Origin of the sequence: Ureibacillus sp. 179-F W5.1 NHS, assembly GCF_045369345.1 — a bacterium.
Taxonomy (GTDB): Bacteria; Bacillota; Bacilli; order Bacillales_A; family Planococcaceae; genus Ureibacillus; species Ureibacillus halotolerans.
In genome coordinates this window covers 27,800-51,782 of the sequence record NZ_JBIQFG010000003.1, presented here as the reverse complement: position 1 = coordinate 51,782, position 23,983 = coordinate 27,800, and the positions used below count along the sequence as shown (strand labels likewise).

The 23,983-nt window shown below is 36.5% G+C and carries 22 protein-coding genes; 17 read left to right on the top strand and 5 right to left on the bottom strand.

The window, feature by feature from the left end:
- The first annotated feature begins 143 nt into the window (after window positions 1-143).
- The 5 genes from rbfA to pnp all read left to right on the top strand — a co-directional run bounded on the left by rbfA (window position 144) and on the right by pnp (window position 5,351).
- A complete protein-coding gene (gene rbfA, locus ACH0B5_RS02595) occupies window positions 144-485 on the top strand; it encodes a 30S ribosome-binding factor RbfA (RefSeq protein WP_122970400.1) in 342 nt (113 codons plus the stop codon).
- Window positions 486-598: 113 nt separating this feature from the next.
- Entirely contained in the window at window positions 599-1,504 is a 906-nt protein-coding gene (gene truB / locus ACH0B5_RS02590; RefSeq protein ID WP_406927356.1) for a tRNA pseudouridine(55) synthase TruB, read from the top strand.
- A 21-nt stretch (window positions 1,505-1,525) separates the two neighbouring features.
- The gene (ribF, locus tag ACH0B5_RS02585; protein WP_341361884.1) at window positions 1,526-2,482 is read left to right on the top strand and encodes a riboflavin biosynthesis protein RibF; all 957 of its coding nucleotides are present in this window, start codon (window positions 1,526-1,528) and stop codon (window positions 2,480-2,482) included.
- A 125-nt stretch (window positions 2,483-2,607) separates the two neighbouring features.
- Entirely contained in the window at window positions 2,608-2,877 is a 270-nt protein-coding gene (rpsO, locus tag ACH0B5_RS02580) for a 30S ribosomal protein S15 (protein WP_122970403.1), read from the top strand.
- Between the two features lie 362 nt (window positions 2,878-3,239).
- Complete coding sequence (gene pnp / locus ACH0B5_RS02575; RefSeq protein WP_406927355.1) at window positions 3,240-5,351, top strand: polyribonucleotide nucleotidyltransferase; 2,112 nt, start codon at window positions 3,240-3,242, stop codon at window positions 5,349-5,351.
- An 88-nt stretch (window positions 5,352-5,439) separates the two neighbouring features.
- Here pnp and ACH0B5_RS02570 read toward each other — a convergent pair whose 3' ends face one another.
- Both ACH0B5_RS02570 and ACH0B5_RS02565 read right to left on the bottom strand, forming a co-directional pair.
- The gene (locus ACH0B5_RS02570) at window positions 5,440-6,723 is read right to left on the bottom strand and encodes an ABC transporter permease (protein WP_406927354.1); all 1,284 of its coding nucleotides are present in this window, start codon (window positions 6,721-6,723) and stop codon (window positions 5,440-5,442) included.
- Window positions 6,713-7,408, bottom strand: a complete 696-nt coding sequence (locus tag ACH0B5_RS02565; RefSeq protein ID WP_122970406.1) for an ABC transporter ATP-binding protein — start codon at window positions 7,406-7,408, stop codon at window positions 6,713-6,715. The genes ACH0B5_RS02570 and ACH0B5_RS02565 overlap by 11 nt, the downstream gene beginning before the upstream one ends.
- A gap of 320 nt (window positions 7,409-7,728) precedes the next feature.
- Between ACH0B5_RS02565 and ACH0B5_RS02560 the strand changes: the two genes are divergently transcribed.
- A complete protein-coding gene (locus ACH0B5_RS02560; protein WP_406927353.1) occupies window positions 7,729-8,955 on the top strand; it encodes a M16 family metallopeptidase in 1,227 nt (408 codons plus the stop codon).
- Window positions 8,956-9,038: 83 nt separating this feature from the next.
- Here the strand turns inward: ACH0B5_RS02560 and ACH0B5_RS02555 are convergent, their stop codons facing one another.
- From ACH0B5_RS02555 to ACH0B5_RS02545, 3 genes are read right to left on the bottom strand one after another with little or no spacing between them, the layout of a single operon-like run.
- Window positions 9,039-9,665 carry an ABC-2 transporter permease gene (locus ACH0B5_RS02555; protein ID WP_341361887.1) on the bottom strand — a complete coding sequence of 209 codons (627 nt, stop codon included), beginning with the start codon at window positions 9,663-9,665 and terminating at the stop codon, window positions 9,039-9,041.
- A complete protein-coding gene (locus ACH0B5_RS02550) occupies window positions 9,662-10,513 on the bottom strand; it encodes an ABC transporter ATP-binding protein (RefSeq protein WP_406927352.1) in 852 nt (283 codons plus the stop codon). Before ACH0B5_RS02550 ends, ACH0B5_RS02555 begins: the two co-directional genes overlap by 4 nt.
- The gene (locus ACH0B5_RS02545) at window positions 10,510-10,890 is read right to left on the bottom strand and encodes a GntR family transcriptional regulator (protein ID WP_341361889.1); all 381 of its coding nucleotides are present in this window, start codon (window positions 10,888-10,890) and stop codon (window positions 10,510-10,512) included. Before ACH0B5_RS02545 ends, ACH0B5_RS02550 begins: the two co-directional genes overlap by 4 nt.
- Window positions 10,891-11,029: 139 nt before the next feature.
- Between ACH0B5_RS02545 and ACH0B5_RS02540 the strand changes: the two genes are divergently transcribed.
- From ACH0B5_RS02540 to ACH0B5_RS02490, 11 genes are all read left to right on the top strand, one after another.
- Entirely contained in the window at window positions 11,030-11,299 is a 270-nt protein-coding gene (locus ACH0B5_RS02540) for a YlmC/YmxH family sporulation protein (RefSeq protein ID WP_122970411.1), read from the top strand.
- Complete coding sequence (locus ACH0B5_RS02535; protein WP_122970412.1) at window positions 11,296-12,078, top strand: NAD(P)-dependent oxidoreductase; 783 nt, start codon at window positions 11,296-11,298, stop codon at window positions 12,076-12,078. The genes ACH0B5_RS02540 and ACH0B5_RS02535 overlap by 4 nt, the downstream gene beginning before the upstream one ends.
- Window positions 12,072-12,662, top strand: a complete 591-nt coding sequence (locus ACH0B5_RS02530; protein ID WP_341361891.1) for a dipicolinate synthase subunit B — start codon at window positions 12,072-12,074, stop codon at window positions 12,660-12,662. The genes ACH0B5_RS02535 and ACH0B5_RS02530 overlap by 7 nt, the downstream gene beginning before the upstream one ends.
- Window positions 12,663-12,744: 82 nt before the next feature.
- Window positions 12,745-13,782: an aspartate-semialdehyde dehydrogenase gene (locus ACH0B5_RS02525; protein ID WP_122970414.1), complete on the top strand. Its 1,038-nt coding sequence runs from the start codon at window positions 12,745-12,747 to the stop codon at window positions 13,780-13,782.
- A 12-nt stretch (window positions 13,783-13,794) separates the two neighbouring features.
- On the top strand, window positions 13,795-14,697 hold the full coding sequence (gene dapA / locus ACH0B5_RS02520) for a 4-hydroxy-tetrahydrodipicolinate synthase (RefSeq protein WP_406927351.1): 903 nt from the start codon (window positions 13,795-13,797) through the stop codon (window positions 14,695-14,697).
- Window positions 14,698-14,939: 242 nt separating this feature from the next.
- Complete coding sequence (locus tag ACH0B5_RS02515) at window positions 14,940-16,607, top strand: ribonuclease J (protein WP_406927350.1); 1,668 nt, start codon at window positions 14,940-14,942, stop codon at window positions 16,605-16,607.
- Window positions 16,608-16,782: 175 nt separating this feature from the next.
- On the top strand, window positions 16,783-19,119 hold the full coding sequence (locus ACH0B5_RS02510) for an FtsK/SpoIIIE family DNA translocase (protein ID WP_122970417.1): 2,337 nt from the start codon (window positions 16,783-16,785) through the stop codon (window positions 19,117-19,119).
- 172 nt (window positions 19,120-19,291) lie between these two features.
- Entirely contained in the window at window positions 19,292-20,020 is a 729-nt protein-coding gene (locus tag ACH0B5_RS02505) for a GntR family transcriptional regulator (protein WP_122970418.1), read from the top strand.
- A 53-nt stretch (window positions 20,021-20,073) separates the two neighbouring features.
- Window positions 20,074-21,144, top strand: a complete 1,071-nt coding sequence (locus ACH0B5_RS02500) for a BMP family lipoprotein (protein WP_406927349.1) — start codon at window positions 20,074-20,076, stop codon at window positions 21,142-21,144.
- A gap of 249 nt (window positions 21,145-21,393) precedes the next feature.
- Window positions 21,394-22,941, top strand: coding sequence for an ABC transporter ATP-binding protein (locus ACH0B5_RS02495; RefSeq protein ID WP_406927348.1), 1,548 nt, complete (start codon window positions 21,394-21,396; stop codon window positions 22,939-22,941).
- A complete protein-coding gene (locus ACH0B5_RS02490; RefSeq protein WP_406927347.1) occupies window positions 22,934-23,983 on the top strand; it encodes an ABC transporter permease in 1,050 nt (349 codons plus the stop codon). The genes ACH0B5_RS02495 and ACH0B5_RS02490 overlap by 8 nt, the downstream gene beginning before the upstream one ends.

The following is a 23,983-nucleotide window of genomic DNA, read 5'->3' as shown; positions in this document are numbered from 1 at the left end:
TTACGCCGAGGCGTACAAGTTTAAATGATATTAAGGTAAGAACGATGCCTCCTTACATCACTTATCTATTAAGTAAAACAAGGCTTAATTTTCGTGAACCTAAAGGGGCATCATTCTTACTTTAAAAAAGAGGTGGCACAATTATGTCATTACGTTCAAATCGAATTGCTGAGCAAATGAAAAAAGAACTTGGCGATATCATTACTCGTAAATTAAAAGACCCAAGAGTTGGGTTTGTTACAATTACTGATGTAGCCGTAACTGGTGATCTTCAACAAGCAACGGTTTACATCTCATCTCTAGGTAGTGAACGGGAACGGGAAGAGACATTGAAGGCTTTAGTAAAAGCATCAGGTTTCATCCGTACAGAAATCGGTCATCGAATTCGTTTGCGTCGTACTCCAGAAATCACATTTGAATTTGATTCAGCTGTGGAATATGGAAACAAAATCGATGCATTGTTACGTTCTCTTCATGAGGAATAAAAGTTAGTGAAGTCTACATCTGCATAAAGTTGTGCGATGTAGACTTTTTCTGTTTATCATGATGAGCATGCATAGATAGAAAAATACAAGAAAAATAGTTTAAGGAGCACAATATGAACGGCATTTTACCTCTCTGGAAGGAAAGAGGCATGACAAGCCATGATTGCGTCTTTCAATTAAGAAAAATTTTAAAAACAAAAAAGGTCGGTCATACTGGAACGCTAGACCCAGGTGTAGAAGGTGTCTTGCCTATATGCATTGGACAGGCAACACGAATTGCAGAATATTTAACAGATGCTGGAAAGGTCTATGAAGCGGTTGTATCCATTGGAAAAACAACAACAACGGAGGATGCAGAAGGTGAAACGGTTAATCAGGATCTTTCCTTCAAAAAAATTTCAAGACAACAGTTGTTAAAAACATTGGAAAGTTTAACGGGCGTTATTGAACAAACCCCACCAATGTATTCTGCCGTAAAAGTAAACGGTAAAAAATTATATGAATATGCCCGCAAAGGGGAAGTAGTTGAGCGTCCAACAAGAAAAGTGACCATTTACTCCTTACAATTGTTGGATGATGAAGAGAGTTTTGCAGGGGAAGAAATTACTTTCCACATTCGTATTGCATGTAGCAAAGGGACATATATTCGTACCCTTGCTGTGCAAATTGGAGAAAAATTAGGCTATCCTGCCCACATGGCATCCCTTGTAAGAACAGCTTCTGGTACTTTCAAAAAAGAAAATTGTGTTACACTACAACAAGTACAAGAAATGATGAAGGAAGTAACGATAGATCAAATCATATTACCCGTTGAGTATGCCCTATCTACCTATCCGTTTATTGAAGTTGATGAATCTAATGAAAAGCAAATATTAAATGGACAAGTACTTCCGAAACATACATTATTAAAAGAAAATGATAAAATTGTATATAGCATGAATGGAAAGGCTCTTGCAGTATATGTAAAGCATCCAACAAAAGAAGGTTTTATGAAACCAGAAAAAATGTTCCCAAACTAATTATAGGAGGCAAGTTTTCAGATGAAGGTTGTTCATTTAAAATACCCCCATCAATTAAATCTAGCAAATGAATCCACTGCATACTCTCTTGCAGTAGGATTCTTTGATGGTGTACATAGAGGGCATCAAGCGGTTATTCAAAATGCGATTCATATGGCAGAACAATTGGGGATTGAAAGTGCCGTTATGACCTTTGATCCTCATCCATCTATTGTTTTAGGAGGCCGTAAAGAAAAGGTATTTTACATAACGCCTTTGCAACAAAAATTGGATATTCTTGAGGAAATCGGTGTGGAAAATGTTTTTGTCGTTCAATTTACATCCGATTTTGCGAAACTATCTCCTGAAGATTTTATCCAATATTTTATAAGGGATTTAAATGTAAAACACGTTTCCGCAGGATTTGATTTTTCATTTGGTAGTTTAGGAAAGGGAAATATGGATATAATGAAAGAGTATAGTAATGGAGATTATGGCGTGTCCGTTATTAGCAAACAAACGGACGGAGAAGAAAAAATTAGTTCTACTCGAATTCGCCATTATTTACAAGAAGGGGATATGGAGAGCGCTGCAAATTTACTTGGTCGTGCTTACGAAGTACCTGGTCTTGTTGTTCATGGTGACAAACGTGGTCGAACAATCGGTTTCCCTACAGCTAATATTCAATCCATCGAAGGAAGTTTTATTCCAGCAATCGGTGTGTATGCAGTCAAAATTTTAGTTCAAAATAAATGGTATGATGGAGTTTGTAATGTTGGATATAAGCCGACATTTAAAAATCCGGACGATAAGCAATTATCGATCGAAGTACACATTTTAAACTTTGAAAAAAATATTTACGGTGAAGAAGTAAAAGTTGGTTGGTATAAACGAATTCGTAACGAACAAAAATTTGACGGCATCGAATCTTTAAAAGCTCAAATCGAGCGAGATAAAAACGAAGCAATTGAATACTTCAAGACACTTCGTAATAGTTGATTGTAAACTAAAAGTATGATACTATTCTTTAAGTGCTATGCGCACTATACCTTAGCTCGGCATTTCGATTCTCCAACGACTGCTGTGCTAGTGGTGTAAATTATTATTTAGGAGGTCCATTCAACATGGCAATTACAAAAGAACGTAAAAACGAAATTATCGCTGAGTACCGTACTCACGAAGGAGATACTGGTTCTCCAGAAGTACAAATCGCAGTATTAACTGCTGAAATCAATGCTTTAAATGATCACTTAGGTACTCATAAAAAAGATTTCCACTCTCAACGTGGTCTTCTTAAAAAAGTAGGTCGTCGTCGTCACTTATTAAAATATCTTCGCGAAACTGACGTTCAACGTTACCGTGAACTAATCAATCGTCTAGGTTTACGTCGATAATAAGAAAAGCTGAGTAGCTTTACTCTGTTTAAAAAAAGCGGGAACATTCCCGCTTTTTATTTATGTATAAAGTTGTTAGTAAATATTTATAAATAAGGATAGAAATATTATCTCCTAAATAATTTGTAAAAAATATACGAAAAAGCCATAATTATATTGAAAATATTTAGCATAGAAATTGCTTTTTTGATACACTTACTAATGGTATATAAGAATGAAACAATCAATCGATGGAAATATCAGTTGGTTGTAAGTGATTATCGGGCTTTTTACGGACACTTCCTTACATAATCATTGGATGTGCCGCAAATAGCGGGATAAAATCGTGACGTAGTGTGTTTCAAGAGAAAGGGGTTCATTATATGACCGAAAAGAAAGTCTATTCATATGAATGGGCTGGCCGACAACTAGTAGTAGAAGTAGGACAGCTAGCTAAACAAGCAAATGGCGCAACATTAATTCGCTACGGTGAATCAGCAGTACTTGCGACAGCAACAATGTCAAAAACACCAAAAGCATTAGATTTCTTCCCATTAACAGTTAACTATGAAGAACGTCTATACGCAGCAGGTAAAATTCCAGGAGGATTCATTAAACGGGAAGGTCGTCCATCAGAGCATGCGATTTTAGTTTCTCGTCTAATTGACCGTCCTATTCGTCCAATGTTCCCTGATGGCTTCCGTAATGAAGTACAAGTTATCTCTATGGTCATGTCATCAGATCCAGACTGCCCAACAGATGTAGCAGCAATGTTTGGTTCATCTTTAGCATTGGCTGTTTCGGACATTCCATTTGATGGTCCAATCGCAGGTGTACATGTTGGTTATATCGATGGTGAATTCGTACTTAACCCAACAACAGAACAATCTGAAAAAAGTACTGTTCACTTAACTGTGGCAGGTAACAAAGATGCAATTAACATGGTAGAAGCTGGTGCGTTAGAAGTTCCAGAAGAAATCATGCTTGAAGCAATTATGTTCGGTCATGAAGAAATTAAGAAATTAATTGCGTTCCAAGAACAAATTGTTGCAGAAGTAGGTAAAGAAAAATTAGCAGTAGAATTATATGAAATCGATGAAGAACTTTCATCTCAAGTGAAAGGGCTTTGCGAAGAAGACATGAACGCTGCTATTCAAACGGTGGAAAAACATGCTCGTGAAGATGCGATTAATGCTGTTAAAGAACGTGTTATTGCCCACTATGAAGAACAAGAAGCAGATGAAGATACATTAAAGCAAGTAAAATCCATTTTAGACAAGATGGTTAAAGATGAAGTTCGCCGTTTAATTACAGAGGAAAAAATCCGTCCTGATGGCCGTAAAGTTGATGAAATTCGACCTTTATCTTCTGAAGTAGGTTTATTAGAACGTGCCCATGGTTCAGGATTGTTTACACGTGGACAAACTCAAGCACTTTCCATCTGTACATTAGGTCCATTAGGGGACGTACAAATTATCGATGGTTTAGGACTTGAAGAATCTAAACGTTTCATGCACCACTATAACTTCCCTCAATTCTCAGTTGGGGAAACAGGACCGATGCGCGGACCTGGACGTCGTGAAATTGGACACGGAGCATTGGGAGAACGTGCATTACTTGCTGTTATTCCAGATGAGTCTGAGTTCCCATATGCGATTCGTTGTGTATCGGAAGTATTAGAATCTAACGGTTCTACTTCTCAAGCATCCATTTGTGCATCAACTCTTGCGATGATGGACGCTGGTGTTCCGATTAAAGCTCCAGTAGCAGGTATTGCAATGGGTCTTGTGAAAAAAGGGGAACATTACACGATTTTAACAGACATTCAAGGTATGGAAGACCACCTTGGAGATATGGACTTTAAAGTAGCTGGTACTGCCAAAGGTGTTACAGCACTTCAAATGGATATTAAAATTGACGGTTTATCCCGCAATATTTTAGAAGAGGCATTACAACAAGCAAAAGCAGGACGAATGATTATTCTAGAATCAATGCTTGCAACATTAGATACGCCACGCACTCACTTATCTAAATATGCACCGAAAATTGAAGTCGTTCATATTAACCCAGAAAAAATCCGTGATGTCATCGGTTCTGGTGGTAAAACGATTAACAAAATTATCGATGAAACGGGCGTAAAAATCGATACAGAACAAGACGGTACAATTTACATCTCTTCAGCTAACGAAGAAATGAATAAACGTGCAAAAGAAATTATCGAATCCATCGTACGCGAAGCAAAAGTTGGCGAATATTATATGGCAACTGTAAAACGTATCGAGAAATTCGGTGCATTCTGTGAAATCTTCCCAGGAAAAGATGGCTTATTACACATTTCGGAAATTCAAGAAGAACGTACGAATAAAGTGGAAGACGTGTTGAAAATCGGTGATCAATTACTTGTCAAATGTATTGAAATTGATAACCAAGGGCGCGTAAATTTATCTCGCAAAGTCGTTCTAAAAGAAGAAAAAGAACGTGCTGAACAAGCCTAAAACAATCCCTTATAAAAAAGTTAAGCGTAGACTAAGTTTCTAATACTTTGTCTACGCTTATTTTTATGAATATTTTTTCGTTTAAGTATTACAATTCTTGACGTAATGCTTGAATGACTTCAATTTTTGTCGCATTACGTGCCGGGCGCCAACCGGAAGTAATGGCTACTAGTAAACTAATACTCCCTGCAACTAACACAAGACTAATTGGAATTAATGAGAAGGTAAGTTCGTAATTTGATAAATCTTCTTCAGATAAAGCAAAGGATACAACATAAGGTAAAATAGCATTTGCCGCAAAACTAATTACATAGGATACAATAACAGCTAATACGGTACCTAAAAGGCCTATAAATGTACTTTCCATTAAAAATAATCGTTGAATTAAATTCGGAGAAGCCCCTATTGCTTTTAACACACCAATCTCACGAGTTCTTTCTGTAACAGCCATTGTCATCGTATTAAATATACCAATAGAAGCAATAAGAATAGCGATTGTTCCTATAAATATAAGTCCTATTTTAAAAATAAGGAAGAACAGATCCATTTCTTCTAATTGTTCAATTTGCGAGTATACTTGATAGTTTTGATCTTTTAATGTCTCTAAAACAGGCATAACATTCTCGACAGAATCTACATAAATAAAAGTGGATGGATACGTGACTAAGTTAGGAAACTTGTCCAATAAAGCATCACTAAACTGAATGGAAGAATCAACATACCAATCATAGGACGGTTTCTTTAATATACCGACAATTTTGAAGGTAGAAGGCTCTGTATATGCTTCAGTCTCAGCATTGTAAAACTGAAGGTTTACTTCCTTATTTAAAATATCACCTTTATAGCCTTCCTCAGAACCATCGTAATAGGATCCCTGTTCTTCAGCCTCCTTTGATTTTTTCTCAATGATTGCTCTATCTTCTTCATTTAATAAACTTTGAGCAAAATGATAACCGACGACAATTTCGTTCGCTTGCTCTGGTAAGCGACCTTCATTTAAATTCGATGGAAGTTGTTTGAGTTCTGACGTATTATAAATAACTCCCGTTGATTCACCTTTACGATCTTCAAAGGATGTGGAGACAATACCATCTAGTTCAGCCTTATTTAAAACGACATTTACATGATCAACGCTCTCGATATATTCTCGATCCTTTTCTGAAAGGGTTTCATCCCCATAAAGCTCAATTTTCGTAATTTCCTCTTGTGAAAGAATATCATTCCGTAAAGTTTCTTGAATACCAAACCCAACTGAAGCTAGTACAATTAAAAAGGAACATCCTATCATTGCAGCTAATATTGTCATCGTAACGCGCAGTTTATTTTTTTTCATATGTTGAAATACAAATTGTAATTGATCTTTAAATAACATGAGCCATACCTCCTACTAATACACCATCTGCCATTCGAAATTTACGATCTGCAATGGAAGCAACTTCTTCATCATGGGTAATGATAATAAACGTAATATTATCTTGTTCATTCAATTGCTGAATAAGGGTTAATATTTCCTTTTCCGTTTGTGAATCTAAACTACCAGTTGGTTCATCAGCCAATATAATAGGCGGGTTTGTAATCATAGCTCTAGCGATTGATACCCGTTGCTGCTGCCCGCCGGAAAGTTCATTTGGGTAATGATCTGCTACTCCAGCCAGTTCAACCTTTGTAAGGATTTCACTAACTTTCTTTTTCCGTATTGCTGGACTAATGCCTTTTAGTTTTAAAGGTAGTTCAACATTTTCAAATACCGTTTGAGAAGATAACAGTTGGAAGTTTTGAAAAATGAAGCCGAAATGATCTAATCGGAACGCAGTACTTTGTTTTTCCGTAAAACCAGCAATTTCTGTATTATTTACAATGATCGATCCAGAATCAGGTTTCATAAAACCAGCAATCGTTTGTAGTAACGTCGATTTTCCTGAACCACTTTTTCCTACAATAGCCACTATTTCTCCTTGTTCAATACGGAAGTTGATATCCTTTAATACTTCCACCTTTTTTTCCTGACCCTTTTTTCCAATAATAAAAGTGTGTTGTAATGATTGAACAGTAATCATATTGTTTTTCATTCCTTTATTAAGTGATAAATTCATTGTAGGAAAAAAATCTGAAGAAAATGGAAGGACAATTATGAAGAATTTCTTAATAGTTTCATAAAAAGTATGAAAGAAAAATTCGTTTTCAAAAGTTGAAGGTTAGAGAAGATTAGCATATGATTATTAAATGCTACGAATATTTTTCTTTGTTCTATAACGTTTTTCTATTTAAAAAAGTAGAACGTAAGAAAGGAAACAGCCTTTTAGCAAAATGATTGGCGAAAACATTGAATTTGTGAATTTTGCTGGAGAGAATTTGATCATAGAGGTGAGGAGATAGTTTGGTTACAGTATATACATGTCAAAACGGTGTTCGAATCGTTTCAGAAGAAATACCCCATGTTCGATCTATTTCCGTAGGGATTTGGGTAGGTGCTGGTTCAAGGTTTGAACTACCGGAAGAAAATGGAATCACCCATTTCATTGAACATATGTTGTTTAAAGGTACGAAAACGAGATCCGCTAGACAAATCGCAGAAGAATTTGATCGAATTGGCGGAGAAATTAATGCTTTTACTTCTAAGGAAAATACTTGTTATTATGCTAAAGTATTAGATCATCATGGACAATTAGCTGTATCGATATTGGCAGATATGTTTTTTAACTCTAGTTTTGATCAAAACGAATTAGATAAAGAACGACAAGTCGTATTAGAAGAAATTTTAATGAGTGAAGATGCACCTGATGATGATGTTCACGAACAATTATGGAGAGTGATGTATCCAACAGACGCGTTAGGTTTACCGATCTTAGGTACGAGCGAAACGTTGTCCACATTTACGTCTGATACAATCCGTCAATATATGGAAAAATACTATTTCCCAGAAAATATTGTGATATCGGTCGCAGGGAATGTAACAAATGATTTGCTTCTACATATCGAAAAATTGTTCGGTCGCTATGAACGTACTGATAAAGCGATGGAAACGGCACTTACGAATCCAACATTTCATTCTGGTCGCTTCGTGAAGGAAAGGGATGTGGAACAATCCCACTTAGCTATTTCCTATCCTGCTATAGGAATAAAGCATCCGGATTTAAATAGTTTTATAGCCTTAAACAATATTATTGGTGGCAATATGTCTTCGAGACTTTTCCAGGAAGTGAGGGAAGAGAGAGGTTTAGCCTATACAATCTTTTCTTATCAATCCTGTTATGCAGACGTTGGGGCATTCACTATTTACGGAAGTACAAATAATCAACAACTAACTATCATGCACGAAACGATTAATGAAACATTACAAAAAGTTCGTACAGAAGGAATTAAGGAATCGGAACTGTCCAATGCAAAGGAACAATTAAAGGGAAGCTTTGTATTAGGTTTAGAAAGTACGAATTCCCGTATGAGCCGTAATGGACGCAATGAGTTAATTCATGGTCGTCATAAAACAATAGATGAAACGATAGCTGAAATTGACCAAGTATCAATGGATAAAGTAGACCGTCTCATTGAATCCATCTTTAGTGTGGACCCGGCTGTATCCATTATTGGGCAAGGGGTAAAATAAATTCGCTTCACTTTCTTTTGAATCGATGAAGTAATATTAAGAAACGGTTGTTTCCTTAAAGTGTAGGAAACAACCGCTCTTTATTAGAACTCTTTCGTTTCATAAAATTTAACTGAAAGCATATATGAAAGGATGAAAAGTATAGCTCCAAAAATAGGTGAAACATAGCTTAGTTTTTGCAATGTTTCTACTGGTGGTAGCTTATCAAGTATAAATGAAAGGGATGCATTAAATCCTATAATTGGAAGAATTACGATTAAAAACAAAAAGAGTCTTCCCTTTTGAGGTCCGAATTTAATGTAAATCGGTAATAAAAAGGACATGATGATTAGGGATCCAGTGGCCATTAAACAAATGATTGGAAGAAAATCAATAAGAGGAATCCCATTTGTCCAATAATTAATTAAAAGTAAAATGGGGCTAAAGAGTAATAATGTACCTATACTTAAAAGTAAACTTAAAATATATTTACTTTTTACGATTTCTGATTTTTCCAAAGGCAATGTATTTGCATATAGATCCCAATGGCTCATTTCATCATAAGTAAAAGAAGCTGTTACTTGAATCGTACCAAATATAAAAATGGATAAGACCAAGTAAAAGCTATCTTGTAAGAAGAAAGAGACAGCAATGAATAATAATAGAATGGTAATAATCATTTTAAGCTGGGACTTCATAGCCAAAAAATCTTTTAATAATAATGCTTTCATTTGATGTCGTCTCCTTTCACATAAAATAACATGATGTCTTCAATAGTTGGTTTTTCTAAATAAAAAGCATTATTCACTTCATTCCGCTTAACTAAAATTTCAACTCCGAAGGGCGATTTTTTCATACGGATTTTTGAATGATCAGGTAAATCCTTTGATTGTTCAAAGGAACCTTTCCATATTCCAAATTGATATAATAAATCATCCTTATTTTCGCTAAATAAAATTTCTCCATCATGAATAAAAGTAATATAATCAGCAATTTTTTCTAAATCACTCGTAATATGGGAAGAAAATAAAATACTATGTTCTTCATCTTGCATAAACTCTAAAAATAAATCTAATATTTCTTCACGAACAATAGGGTCTAGTCCACTCGTTGGCTCATCTAAAATGAGCAATTTAGGATAGTGTGCTAATGCGGTAGAAATGGAAAGTTTCATTTTCATCCCGCTGGACAATTGTTTAATCGGTTTATGAATGGGTACTTTTAATTGATCCAATAATTTTAAAAAATAATGATGGTCCCACGTTTTATAAACGGCACCCATTAATTGATTGATTTGTTTTGGGGTTAGCATTTCTGGGAAATGGATATTATCGAATACGACACCAATTTGTTCCTTAATAGCAATGTCGTTTGACTCTTGATTTAAGCCAAATAATTTAATTGAACCACGCTCTTTTTTTAACAAATTGATCAGGCACTTAATAGTCGTTGTTTTACCTGCACCATTTTCTCCGACAAAGCCCATAATCGTACCAGCCGGTAAAGTGAATGATACATCTCGTAATTGAAACTGATGTAGCTTTTTATTTAAGTTCAACACTTCTATAGCATTTGTCATTGTATTTCCTCCTCTACTAAAAGCGATAACAATTCTACTAATTCTTCCTTTGGCATACCCGCTAATTTGGCAGTTTGAACTGCCTTCTGCAAAGATTCTTCCACTTGTCGTAATAGCTCTTCCCGTAAAAAATCTTGATTTCGTTCTGCTACAAAACTACCTTTTCCAGCAACTGTTTCGATGAAGCCATCATTTTCTAGATCGCTGTAAGCCCGTTTTGTCGTTACTACACTAATTTTTAATTCTTTTGCTAGACTTCGAATGGAAGGTAGTACCTCGCCGGGTTTTAATACACCAGTTAAAATAGCTTGTTTAATTTGTTGTGTGATTTGTTCGTAAATTGGTTTATCGCTGGCATTGCTTAAGCGTATATGCATTATTTTAATACCCCTTTACAACTGTATATATACACTATACACAGTTGGTACAGTTGTTGTCAACTGCATACGTGAAAAGGGGTCACCATCATTTCTTATGTTGCATATAGTATCAATAAGCTCATGGAGGAGGGAGACAATGCTGCTATCGGAGCTTGCAGAGAAAGAACTGATAGAGATGGAAAATGGCGTAAGATACGGTTATTTGTCAGAAACGGAATGTTTATTTGATCCAAAGACTGGGAAAATTTTTGGCTTTGAATTGCACGAACAATCAGCGAAAATACCATTCCAAAAGAAAAAGGCGACAACACCGTTATTCATTCCTTGGGAAGAAATTCATCTCATCGGTGAAGATCGGATTCTTTTCCATCGCACATCATCCAAAAGAAGGCAGTTTGAGACATGACCGAAGAAAAATGGTTAGTCGTTGGAACGGACTTGCGCATGAAAGTGTTAGCAAAAAATTTAACGAACGAAAATAGAACCGTATATTATAAAAGTTTGAGCGTTTGGGATGAGGAACTAAACAAAACAGTTCTTGAATTTCAACCTCATTTTGTTGTGCTACCGATTCATCCATTATCGATAGAAGTACCTATGGTGTTTGGGCTTTCTAAAGCAGTAATTTTTGCTGGGAAGTTGAATGACGAGTGGCGTAATATTTTACAACAGAACGACATTCATTTTTATCTACAAGATGAAGCCTTCATTTGGCATAATGCAGCATTAACAGCAGAAGCTTTTGTATCAAGCTTTTACAATACAAAAAAAGCGATTCAAGGAAAAAAATTTATCATTACAGGATTCGGGCGCGTTGCGAAAATGGTTGCCCATATTTTAAAAAGTATCGGTGCTGAAGTAAGTATTGCAGTACGATCAGATGTGCAATTAAGTGAAGCAAAAGCCTTTCGTTATGAAGCGGTTTATTTAGACGAAGTGGGTGAAGTGGTAGGGGACTTTTTCATTAACACGATACCCGCTAAATGGCTGGATGAACAATTTAACGAAAAGATTACCATTCCAGTATATGATTTAGCCTCCCATCCAGGGTGTTTACAAGATGGAATTGTAAGAAAGCAATATGAACTGTTACCCGCATTACCAGGAAAATTTTTCCCTGAAGATGCTGGAAATGTACTATATGAATCAATTGTTGGACAATTAAGGAGGAGAGATCGTTGCTAGAAGGTAAACGAATAGGGCTAGGCATAACGGCATCCCATTGTACGTATGAAGATGTAGTTCCGAAAATTATGGATTTCCGCAATGCCGGTGCAACGGTAGTACCTATCATTACCCATTCCGTGCTAACAGCTGCTACACGATTTGGCACAGGGGAAGAGTGGATAAAAAAAATCGAGTCCATAACAGGTGAAAAAGTCGTTTCTTCTATCGTAGAGGCGGAACCGTTCGGGCCGAAAAATCCATTAGATTGTATGGTTATTGCACCAATGACAGGAAATTCGATTAGTAAATTTGCAAATGCTTCAACGGATAGCCCTGTTTTGATGGCTGCAAAAGCTACGCTTCGTAATGGTTCACCGGTTGTTTTAGGTATTTCAACGAACGATGCCTTAGGTTTGAACGGTGTAAACATTATGAAATTATTAAACTCCAAAAATATTTACTTTATTCCATTTGGTCAAGATGATCCACACAATAAACCGAATTCACTCATTGCCGATTTCACAAAAATGGTAGAAACAGTAGAAACTGCAATTGTGCATAAAAAGCAGTTACAGCCTTTGTTTGTACAATATTCTAAATAATGAAAAATCCTAACACAGCTTCTCCTTTTTATGATACAATTTTCAACATTATGTTACTAGTTTTTTGAGGAGAGATGAGTAAATGGCTAAAGAATTAACAGTTGCAATTGTAGGTGCTACAGGTGCGGTAGGAACAAAGATGAAAGAACAACTAATCAAACGTAATTTTCCAATTAAACATATAAAATTTTTAGCCTCAGCAAGATCAGCAGGTAAAGAAATTGAATTCGATGGAAAGACTTATACAATTGAAGAAGCTACACCGGACGCTTTTGAAGGAGTAGATGTAGCTCTATTCTCAGCTGGTGGTTCAGTTTCTGCGAAATTAGCGCCAGAAGCTGCAAAACGTGGAGCGGTAGTAATTGATAATACGAGTCACTTCCGCATGCATCCGGAAGTACCACTAGTTGTACCTGAAGTGAATAGAGGAGACTTAAAGGAACATAAAGGAATTATTGCTAATCCAAATTGTTCTACTATTCAAATGGTGGCAGCTCTTCAACCAATTCGTGAAAAATTTGGTTTAACGAAAGTCATTGTTTCTACTTACCAAGCTGTATCCGGTTCAGGTGTTTCAGCTATTGAAGAATTGCGTGAGCAAAGTGCACAATGGGAAGCTGGAAAAAATGTAGAAGCGAAAATTCTACCAGCAAAATCAGATAAAAAACATTATCCAATCGCACGTAATGTCATTCCGCAAATTGATGTATTTACGGAAAATGGCTTTACATACGAAGAAATGAAAATGATAAACGAAACGAAAAAAATTATGCATATGCCTGAACTAGCAGTGGCGGCTACATGTGTACGTGTTCCGGTCGTTTCTGGACATTCCGAGTCCGTTTATATAGAAGTGGAAAATGACGCTTCTGTGAATGAGATTTTTGAAGTATTGAAAAATGCTCCTGGAATTGTGCTACAAGACGATATTACGACACAAGACTATCCAATGCCTCTATTTGTAGAAGGTGAAGATCCTGTTTATGTTGGACGGATTCGCCAAGATCTATCAAATAAAAAAGGATTCCATTTATGGATCGTTTCAGATAACTTGTTAAAAGGTGCAGCTTTAAACTCAATTCAAATTGCAGAAGCGATGTTAGAGGATAACTTACTATAAGGGGTGTATATAGTGGATTTAGGTCGTATTGCTACTGCCATGATTACCCCATTTCAAGAAAATGGCGCAATCGCTTATGATGTAGTAGAGCAAATAATTGAGCATTTAATAGCCAATGGAACAGATACTATTGTAGTTTGCGGTACAACGGGTGAATCTCCCACTTTAACGATTGAAGAAAAACTCGAATTAATTGATTTTACGGTGAAGAAAGTGAATAAACGTATACCCGTTATCGCTGGAACAGGTGATAATGAAACCGAGTTTTCAATTGAAATGACAAAAAAAGTGGATGCCTTAGGTGTTGATGGCGTGATGCTCGTTGCACCATACTATAATAAGCCAAATCAACGTGGTATTTATGCGCATTTTGAAGCCATAGCGAAAGAAACGTCCTTGCCGATCGTCGTTTATAATATACCGAGTCGAACAGGTATTAATATTCATGCAGAAACGACCATCGCTTTAAGTAAAATCCCGAATATAAGAATCGTGAAAGAAGCTAGCGGTAATTTAGATCAAATGACAAAAATACTCGCTGAAGTTTCGGATGATACTTATATTTATAGTGGTGACGACGGTCTCACATTACCATTACTTGCTATAGGTGGTAGGGGGGTTATTTCTGTTGCTGCCCATGTGGTAGGTAAGGAAATACAGGCGATGATTCGGGCGTTTGAAGATGGTCGACATGAAGATGCGTATAAATTACATCAAGCGCTTTTACCAGTAGTTCATCAATTATTTGCTAATCCAAATCCAGTCCCAGTGAAATATGCTTTATCCAAAGTAGGTTTTAACGTTGAAAAAGTAAGACTTCCATTAGTAGAGCTTCTGGAAGAAGATAAAATGAAATTTGATCATACTTGGAATAAGTTCCAAGAAAAACTAAGTGAATTAAACCTTTCCATTTAAAAAGAGATTTCATTTAAAAAAAGCAAACATTTCGGTGTTTGCTTTTTTATTTTCTTTTATTGAATGCACTCTCTTTCCTTTATTTTATCTTGTAGAAGGAAGTCTCTAGCACATGCTGATTTAAAATAAGCAGCATTTAGCATTAAATAAAAAATATTCTTTTTTTATTTGTGCTTCATGCATGGACACCGTATAATGGGTTTAAGTGGTTGTGCGTTCGGGATATTATAGGAGGAAATCAAGTGACAAAAACTAAAAACGAAGTAATCCGAGTAATCCCTCTTGGCGGAGTAGGAGAAATCGGAAAATCTATGTACGTAATCGAAATCGATGACGAACTATTTATTGTAGATAGTGGGCTAATGTTCCCAGAAGATGAGATGCTTGGAATAGATATCGTCATTCCTGACATTACTTACTTAGAAGAAAATAAAGATCGTGTAAAAGGGATTTTCTTAACCCACGGACACGAAGATGCGATTGGATCCATTGCATACGTACTACAAAAAATTAAAGCACCAGTTTATGGTTCCAAATTAACGATTGCATTGGCAAAAGAACATATTAAAGGCTTACCAGTTCCTCATCCTGTGAAGTTTTTTGAAGTAACGAATAAAAGTCGTATGAATTTTAATACAACATATGTGACTTTCTTCCACACAACACATAGCATTCCTGATTCATTAGGTATCGTGTTCCATACTTCAGAAGGTGCTATTGTTCATACAGGTGAATTCAAGTTTGATCAATCGGCCAAAGGGAAATTTAAACCGGATTTAGCAAAAATGGCCCAGTTAGGTGAAGAAGGCGTATTTATTTTACTTTCTGAATCAACGGAAGCAGAACGTCCAGGTTATACAACAAGTGAAACCGTGATTGAAGAGAAGTTAGCTAAATATTTCCACTCTGCACCTGCTCGAATGATTGTAGCGGTTTATGCATCGAACTTTATTAGAATTCAACAAGTATTTAATCATGCTCAAGAATCGGGAAGAAAAGTTGCCGTTGTTGGAAAAAGCTTAGAGAAAGTCATCGATATTGGCGTAAACTTAGGCTATTTAACGATTGATGAAGAGACGTTAATTCCTGTTAATACGATTCAAAAGTACGAAGATGATGAACTGATCATTCTTGTTACAAGCAATCAAGGAGAGCCGTTAGAAGCCCTTGATAAAATCGTTCGTAAACAGCATCGCGATATTCGCATAAAAGATACAGATACAGTTCTCATTACATTCACTCCATCGCCAGGAATGGAAATTCAAATGGCTGGTGCGATGAATAGTTTAGCAAAAGCGGGGGCAACCGTTCTAACAGCTGATAAAAAAGTTCATGTATCTGGCCACGGTAGTCAAGAAGACTTAAAAATGATGCTGAACTTAATGAAACCAAAATACCTTATCCCGATACAAGGTGAATATAGAATGCTCATTGCCCATTCTAAACTTGCCCAATCAGTTGGAATGCAAAAATCACAAATTTTTATTGCCGACAAAGGTGATATCGTAGAATATAAAAATGGTAAAATGAGAATGAGTGGCCGAGTTCAAGCTGGTAACGTCCTAATTGACGGGATCGGTGTCGGCGACGTAGGAAACATTGTATTGAGGGATCGTAAGCTACTTTCCCAAGATGGAATTTTCATTGTCGTTGTTACATTGAACCGAGCGCAAAAGAAAATTGCGTCTGGCCCGGAAATTTTATCGCGCGGATTTGTTTATGTGCGTGAATCAGAGGAATTAATACTTGAAGCAACTGAACTTGCACGTTCTGTTATTGAAAAGTATGTGAATAAAGACACGTTTGAATGGACAAACATTAAACAAGAAATCCGTGATACGCTAAACGCTTATTTATTCCAAAAAACAAAGCGCCGCCCAATGATTATCCCAATTATTATGGAATACTAAGCAGCTGTATAAGGTGCGTTGTAGACAAATAAATAATAAATTCTCTAGTCGGAAATGATAGATGAAAGAATTTGTCCGCAACCAAAAAGGATTTTCTTAACCGATTGACGGTCGAGGAAATCCTTTTTTAACTTTTAAAACGACTATGAAACAACTTTTAAAGTAGGTGATGGAAATGGCAGTGAAAAAAACAAGTACGAAAGCAAAAAAGGGACTACACCCCCTTGCATATGAAATTATAGGACTTTTATTAATCGCTTTTGCCATTATTGTATTTTTTGAATATGGTGTAGTCGGACGGATGATCAAAACCGTTTCGATGTTTTTATTTGGAAATCTTCATATCATTGTGCCATTTTTTGCAGTTTTAATTGCAGTATTATTAATGGTTCAAAGGCAAGGTGTATCTTTTAAAGATCGTATTATTCAAGGCTCTATTTTAATTATTTGTAGTTTATCTATTTTTGCCCATAGTGTACTTTTTGAAGAATTATATAATAACAATAAATTACTTTCCGATTCGGTTTTACGAGAAACATGGAGATTATTAATCGAAATGGAAGGAATCGATAATCGTAGTAGCGCCCTTGGTGGTGGAATGATCGGTGCATTACTGTTTAGTTTGTTTCATATATTATTTGATTCAACGGGAGCTAAAGTCGCTGCATGGTTTATTTTATTTATCGGAATTGTGTTAATTACAGGGAAGGCGCTTGTCCCAATTATCGTAGAAAATGCGCCGAAAATGAAAAAGAAATTTCCTAAAAGAAGTTTACGAAGAAGAAGTAAAAAGACGATCGTCAAAGATGAAAAGAAACCAAGACGTTCAAAATCGAAGGACGAAAAGATTTCCAATGAAATAGCCGCAACAACGGAGGAACCCGTTCGTAAAAAACAACAACCGATTGAAGACTATTTTGAAGAAGATGAAGAGCCGATTATTTCAGCTTTCACACAAAATATAAAGAAGGAACAACCAGAGCCGCAAACGCAACAAATTCGTATTACGGAAGAAAATCCGGAAGTGGATAAGGAAAATATTGGAGAAGTTATCCAAAAATCTGTGGAAACAAACATTGAAAATGCAGATTACCGATTACCTTCCATGAATTTGTTACAACTTCCTCCTGCCTATGACCAAAGCGGTGAATATACGGTGATTCAAGCTAACGCGAAGAAGTTAGAACAAACCTTTTTAAGTTTTGGTGTAAAGGCAAGAGTCACTCAAGTTCATCTTGGTCCAGCTGTTACGAAATATGAAGTCATGCCTGATGTTGGTGTAAAGGTTAGTAAAATCGTTAGTCTCCAGGATGATTTAGCTTTAGCTTTAGCTGCTAAGGATATTCGGATGGAAGCTCCTATTCCAGGAAAATCGGCCATTGGAATAGAAGTACCGAATAGTGAAATTGCGATGGTAACGTTGCGAGAAGTATTAGAGGCGAAAGAAAATAACCAACCTGATTCGAAGTTGTTGATAGGTTTCGGACGTGATATTACTGGACAAGCAATTTTAGCGGAATTAAATAAAATGCCCCATTTACTTGTTGCCGGTTCTACTGGTAGTGGGAAAAGTGTATGTATTAATGGGATTATCGTGTCGATTTTAATGCGGGCAGCTCCCCATGAAGTGAAAATGATGTTAATCGATCCAAAGATGGTAGAGTTAAATGTCTATAATGGGATTCCCCATTTATTGGCTCCTGTTGTAACAGATGCCCGGAAAGCATCCCAAGCATTACAAAAAGTCGTTTCGGAAATGGAACGCCGTTATGATTTGTTCTCCCATACAGGGACTCGAAACATTAAGGGGTATAACGATCATATCGAACAATTTAATTTGGAAAATGAAGAAAAACATCCTAAATTACCATATATCGTTGTCATTATTGATGAATTAGCCGACTTAATGATGGTCGCCTCCCATGATGTAGAGGATTCCATTACACGTTTAGCGCAAATGGCCCGTGCAGCCGGAATTCATTTAATTATTGCAACACAAAGACCTTCTGTTGATGTTATTACAGGAGTTATTAAAGCGAATATTCCTTCACGAATTGCCTTTGCTGTTTCGTCTGCCATCGACTCCCGTACAATTCTAGATATGGGTGGTGCTGAACGGTTATTAGGTAGAGGAGATATGTTATTTTTACCTGCCGGTTCATCTAAACCGATTCGTGTACAAGGTTCATTTTTATCTGATTCAGAGGTTGAAGCAGTCGTTGATTTTGTTATAGAACAACAGAAAGCTCAATATGATGAAAGTATGATTCCTACAGATGAACCAGAAAAATCCTTTGAGGAAGAAACCGATGATTTATATGATGAAGCGGTACAGTTAGTAGTGGAAATGCAAACCGCATCGGTTTCAATGCTGCAAAGACGCTTTAGAATAGGTTATTCAAGGGCTGCACGTATCGTTGATCAAATGGAATTGCGGGGCGTTGTTGGCCCACCGGATGGAAGTCGTCCAAGACAAGTTCTAATTGACAAAACGAATGTAGAAAATGGGTAAATTATGTAAAATGACATATTAATGTTAATAGGAATCAAAACTTTTTCTCTATTACACAACAGTTTTTTGTAAAACTATTTTCATTATTCAATAAAAGTGGTATATTATGAATCGATTAGTAGGAAAGTTCAACATCAGATGTCTGATCTTGTGTTGTTTGGTGGTGATGAAATTGTCAATAAAAGCTGATCATCGTCATTTATATCTCCAAGTAATCGATCGATTAAAAGAGGATATTGAAAAAGGTATTTATAGAGAAAATGAAAAATTACCTTCAGAATTCGATTTGTCGAAAGAACTAGGGGTAAGTCGAGCAACTTTAAGAGAAGCGCTTCGACTATTGGAAGAAGAAAATATCATCGTTCGACGTCATGGAGTAGGGACATTCGTGAATCCAAAACCTGTATTTACTTCAGGTATTGAACAATTATCGAGTATTTCCTCTATGATTGAAAATGCCGGAATGGTTCCAGGGACAATCTTTATTGAAGCCTCTGAGAATATTCCGACAGAGGATGATATGGATCGTTTCCAATGTGACAAAGATGACCAAGTATTAACCATTGAACGAGTTAGAACTGCCGACGGTGAACCAGTAGTTTATTGTATAGATAAAGTACTGTCAAAACACCTTCCAGTTAACTTTGTTCAAAAAAAGGAAGTTTCCATATTCTCATCCCTTGAACAATCAGGTGATATTCATGTTGCTTACGCTGTTACTTACATAGATCCAGTAGGTTATCATGAGCAAGTATCTCCTATATTGAATTGTGGCCGAGAAACAGCATTGCTCGTATTAAAGCAACTTCATTATGATGATAATGATCGAGTAGTTCTTTATTCAAAAAACTACTTTAGAGCTGATAAATTCAGCTTCCATGTAATTCGAAAACGGGTGTAAAACATTTCTGAGAAATTCCTGCTAATTACTAAATCCTTTGGGGGGTAAGTCAAATGAAAAAACGTAAATTTGCATTTGCGCTTTCAGGTATACTTGCACTTGGTACAATCCTTGGTGCTTGTGGCGAAGGCGAAAAAACTGGAGAAAAAAGTTCTGAAAAAGGTTCAGAAGATACATTCTCAGTTGCTATGGTAACAGATACTGGTGGTGTTGATGACAAATCATTCAACCAATCTACTTGGGAAGGTATCCAAGCTTTCGGTGAAGAAAATGGCCTTAAAAAAGGTGATGGTGGTTTTGACTACCTACAATCTGCTCAAGAATCTGATTATGTAACAAACTTAAATAGCTTAATTCGTCGTGACTTTGATTTAGTATTTGCAGTTGGTTTCGCATTACATAATGCGGTAGCAGAAGTTGCAGATCAACAACCTGACGCAAAAATTGCGATCATTGACGAAGTAGTTCCTGACAAAGAAAACGTAGCTTCAATTATGTTCCGTGCAAACGAAGCATCTTACCTTGCTGGTGTAGCAGCAGCTTTAGAAACAAAAACTGGTAAAGTTGGTTTCATCGGTGGTGTAACTGGTGAAATTATCGGAGGTTTCCAAGCTGGTTTCGAAGCAGGTGTAGCAGCAGTAGACCCTAATATTAAAGTGGATGTTGAATATGCAGAAAGCTTTACTGATGCAGCAAAAGGTCAACAAATTGCAAAAAGAATGTATGATTCTGGCGCAGACATTATTTTCCACGCAGCTGGTGGTGTAGGTAACGGTTTATTCACAGAAGCAAAAGAACGTAAACAAAAAGATCCTAATGCTAACGTATGGGTAATCGGTGTTGACCGTGACCAATATGAAGAAGGTAAAGTGGATGACTCAACAAACGTTGTATTAACTTCTGTATTAAAACGTGTTGACGTTGCGGCTCAAGAAGTTGCAAAATTAGCGCAAGAAGGAAAATTCCCTGGTGGCGAAACAATTACTTACGGTTTATCTGACCAAGGTGTTGACTTAGCTGATTCTCGTGGTGCAATTTCTGAAGAAACTTTAGCGAAAGTTGAAGAATACAAACAACAAATTATCGACGGAACAATTAAAGTTCCAGAACAACCTGCAGAATAAGATTTAGCAATATGAAGGCTAGCGAGCGCTAGTCTTCATGTTTTGTTCAGAGATAAAAGTAGTAATATTCTGATAAATAAAAAAGTGCGAACATTCGCTTTTGCCTGATTTGAATTAATAGATGAAAGGTTTTAAGTTAATAGAAATTAACATAAATCACCGGTTAAATTAAAACCTTTCTTGTGTTAATTTAAAAATACAAGTCTATCAAACTATTTTGAAAAATAAGTGTCCAAGGGAGTGAACACATTGGAATATGTAATTGAAATGCTTGGAATCCGTAAGCAATTTGGGGATTTTGTAGCCAATGATAACATCACCCTTCAACTTAAAAAAGGCGAGATTCATGCACTTCTTGGTGAAAATGGTGCAGGGAAGTCCACGTTGATGAATGTCCTCTTTGGTTTATATCAACCTGAAGCGGGGACTATCCGAGTTCATGGCAAGGAAGTAAAAATTACAGATCCGAATGTAGCTAATAATCTCGGAATCGGTATGGTGCATCAACACTTTATGTTAGTTGAAAATTTTACGGTGACGGAAAATATCATTCTCGGTAGTGAACCAACAAAGATGGGAACTATCAATATTAAAGAAGCTTCGAAAGAAGTGCAAGCGTTATCAGAAAAATACAGTTTGAATGTTGAGGCAAATGCGAAAATTGAAGATATTTCAGTTGGGATGCAACAACGGGTAGAGATTTTAAAAACTTTATATCGTGGCGCAGACATTATTATTTTCGATGAACCAACTGCTTCTTTAACACCACAAGAAATTACTGAACTAATGCATATTATGAAACGTTTAATCGAAGAAGGAAAATCCATCATTTTAATTACCCATAAGTTAAATGAAATTATGGAAGTTTCCGATCGAGTAACGGTTATCCGTAAAGGAAAAGGGATTGGTACTGTTACAACTGCCGAAACGAATCCAACAGAACTTGCCGAGCTAATGGTAGGTCGTCAAGTTGTGTTTAAAACGGAGAAAGCTCCTGCAAATCCAAAGGAAGTTGTTCTTCAAATTGATTCATTGACAGTGGCAGATAACCGCGGAATTGATAAAGTGAAAAATTTAAATTTATCCGTTCGTGCAGGTGAAATTGTAGGGATTGCCGGGATTGATGGAAACGGTCAATCCGAGTTAATCGAAGCGATAACAGGTCTCCGCAAAGTGAAAGGCGGAAAAATATCGTTAAATGGCAAAGATATCACAGGGTTAAAACCGAGAAAAATTACGGAATCCGGCGTAGGGCATATTCCTCAAGATCGTCATAAACATGGCCTAGTTTTAGATTTTCCTATTGGACATAATATTGCGTTGCAAACTTATTATAAAAAACCAATATCTAAATCAGGCGTCATCGACTATAAAAAAGTAAATGAAATCGCTCGAAAAATTATTGAAGAATATGATGTTCGTTCCGGTGAAGGTGAAATGTCACTAGCCCGTTCTTTATCAGGTGGTAACCAACAAAAGGCGATTATCGGACGAGAAATTGATCGTAATCCAGATTTACTCATTGCCGCATTACCAACCCGTGGTCTAGATGTTGGGGCAATTGAATTTATTCATAAACGTTTAATTGAACAACGGGATAAAGGAAAAGCCGTTCTATTAATTTCATTTGAATTAGATGAAGTAATGAACGTTTCTGACCAAATCGCTGTTATTTATGATGGTTATATCATTGATACGGTAAATCCGCAGGAAACAAATGAACAGGAACTAGGGTTATTAATGGCAGGACAATCGCTACAACGGAAGAAAGAAAAGGTAGGTGGCGAAAATGAATAAACGATTAGTCAATATACTTGTTCCACTTATCTCCATCTTATTAGGTTTAGTCATTGGAGCGATTGTAATGGCTGTCAGTGGTTTCAATCCGATTGATGGCTATATTGCATTATGGAACGGTATTTTTATGGATACATACACAATGGGTGAAACGGTTCGCCAAATCACACCTTATGTATTCTCAGGTTTAGCTGTAGCCTTCGCTTTCCGTACAGGTTTATTTAATATTGGGGTAGAAGGACAATTAATTATGGGTTGGTTAGCGGCTGCATGGGTAGGTCAAGCATTTGATTTACCAGCAATTATTCACCTTCCATTAGCTTTACTTGCAGCTGCATTAGCAGGAGCTTTATGGGCTTTTATTCCTGGTTTGTTAAAAGCGAAACTACAAGTTCACGAAGTTATTGTAACGATTATGTTAAACTACACAGCTTTACATGTGGCAAATGCATTAATCCAAGTCATCGCTGATGGGGGAGAAAGAACGGAGAGAATACATGAGTCAGCTTCATTACGTTCTCAATTCTTTGAATCTATTACGGATTATTCCCGTTTACACTGGGGCTTCTTACTAGCTCTAATAGCTGTAGTCATCATGTGGTTTATTTTAGAAAAAACAACCCTTGGATACGAATTAAAGTCAGTAGGGTTCAATAAAAACGCCTCCCAATACGCGGGTATGAATGTAAACAAAAATATTATTCTAGCAATGATTATTTCCGGTGCCTTTGCCGGTCTTGGTGGTGCGATGGAAGCGTTAGGGACTTTCGAAAATATGTCTAAGCTTCATGCAATGACAGGAATTGGTTTTGATGGAATCGCCGTAGCGTTATTAGGAGCAAACCAACCATTTGGTGTTCTTTTAGGAGCGATTTTATTTGGATCATTGAAAAACGGTGGTTTAAATATGCCAAGTGAAGCGGGCGTACCAACAGAGATAGTTTCCATTGTGATTGCACTGATCATCTTCTTTGTAGCATCAGGTTATATCATTCGAGTAGCCCTAGAACGCTTTGGTAAGAAAAGAAAGGAGGAAAAATAA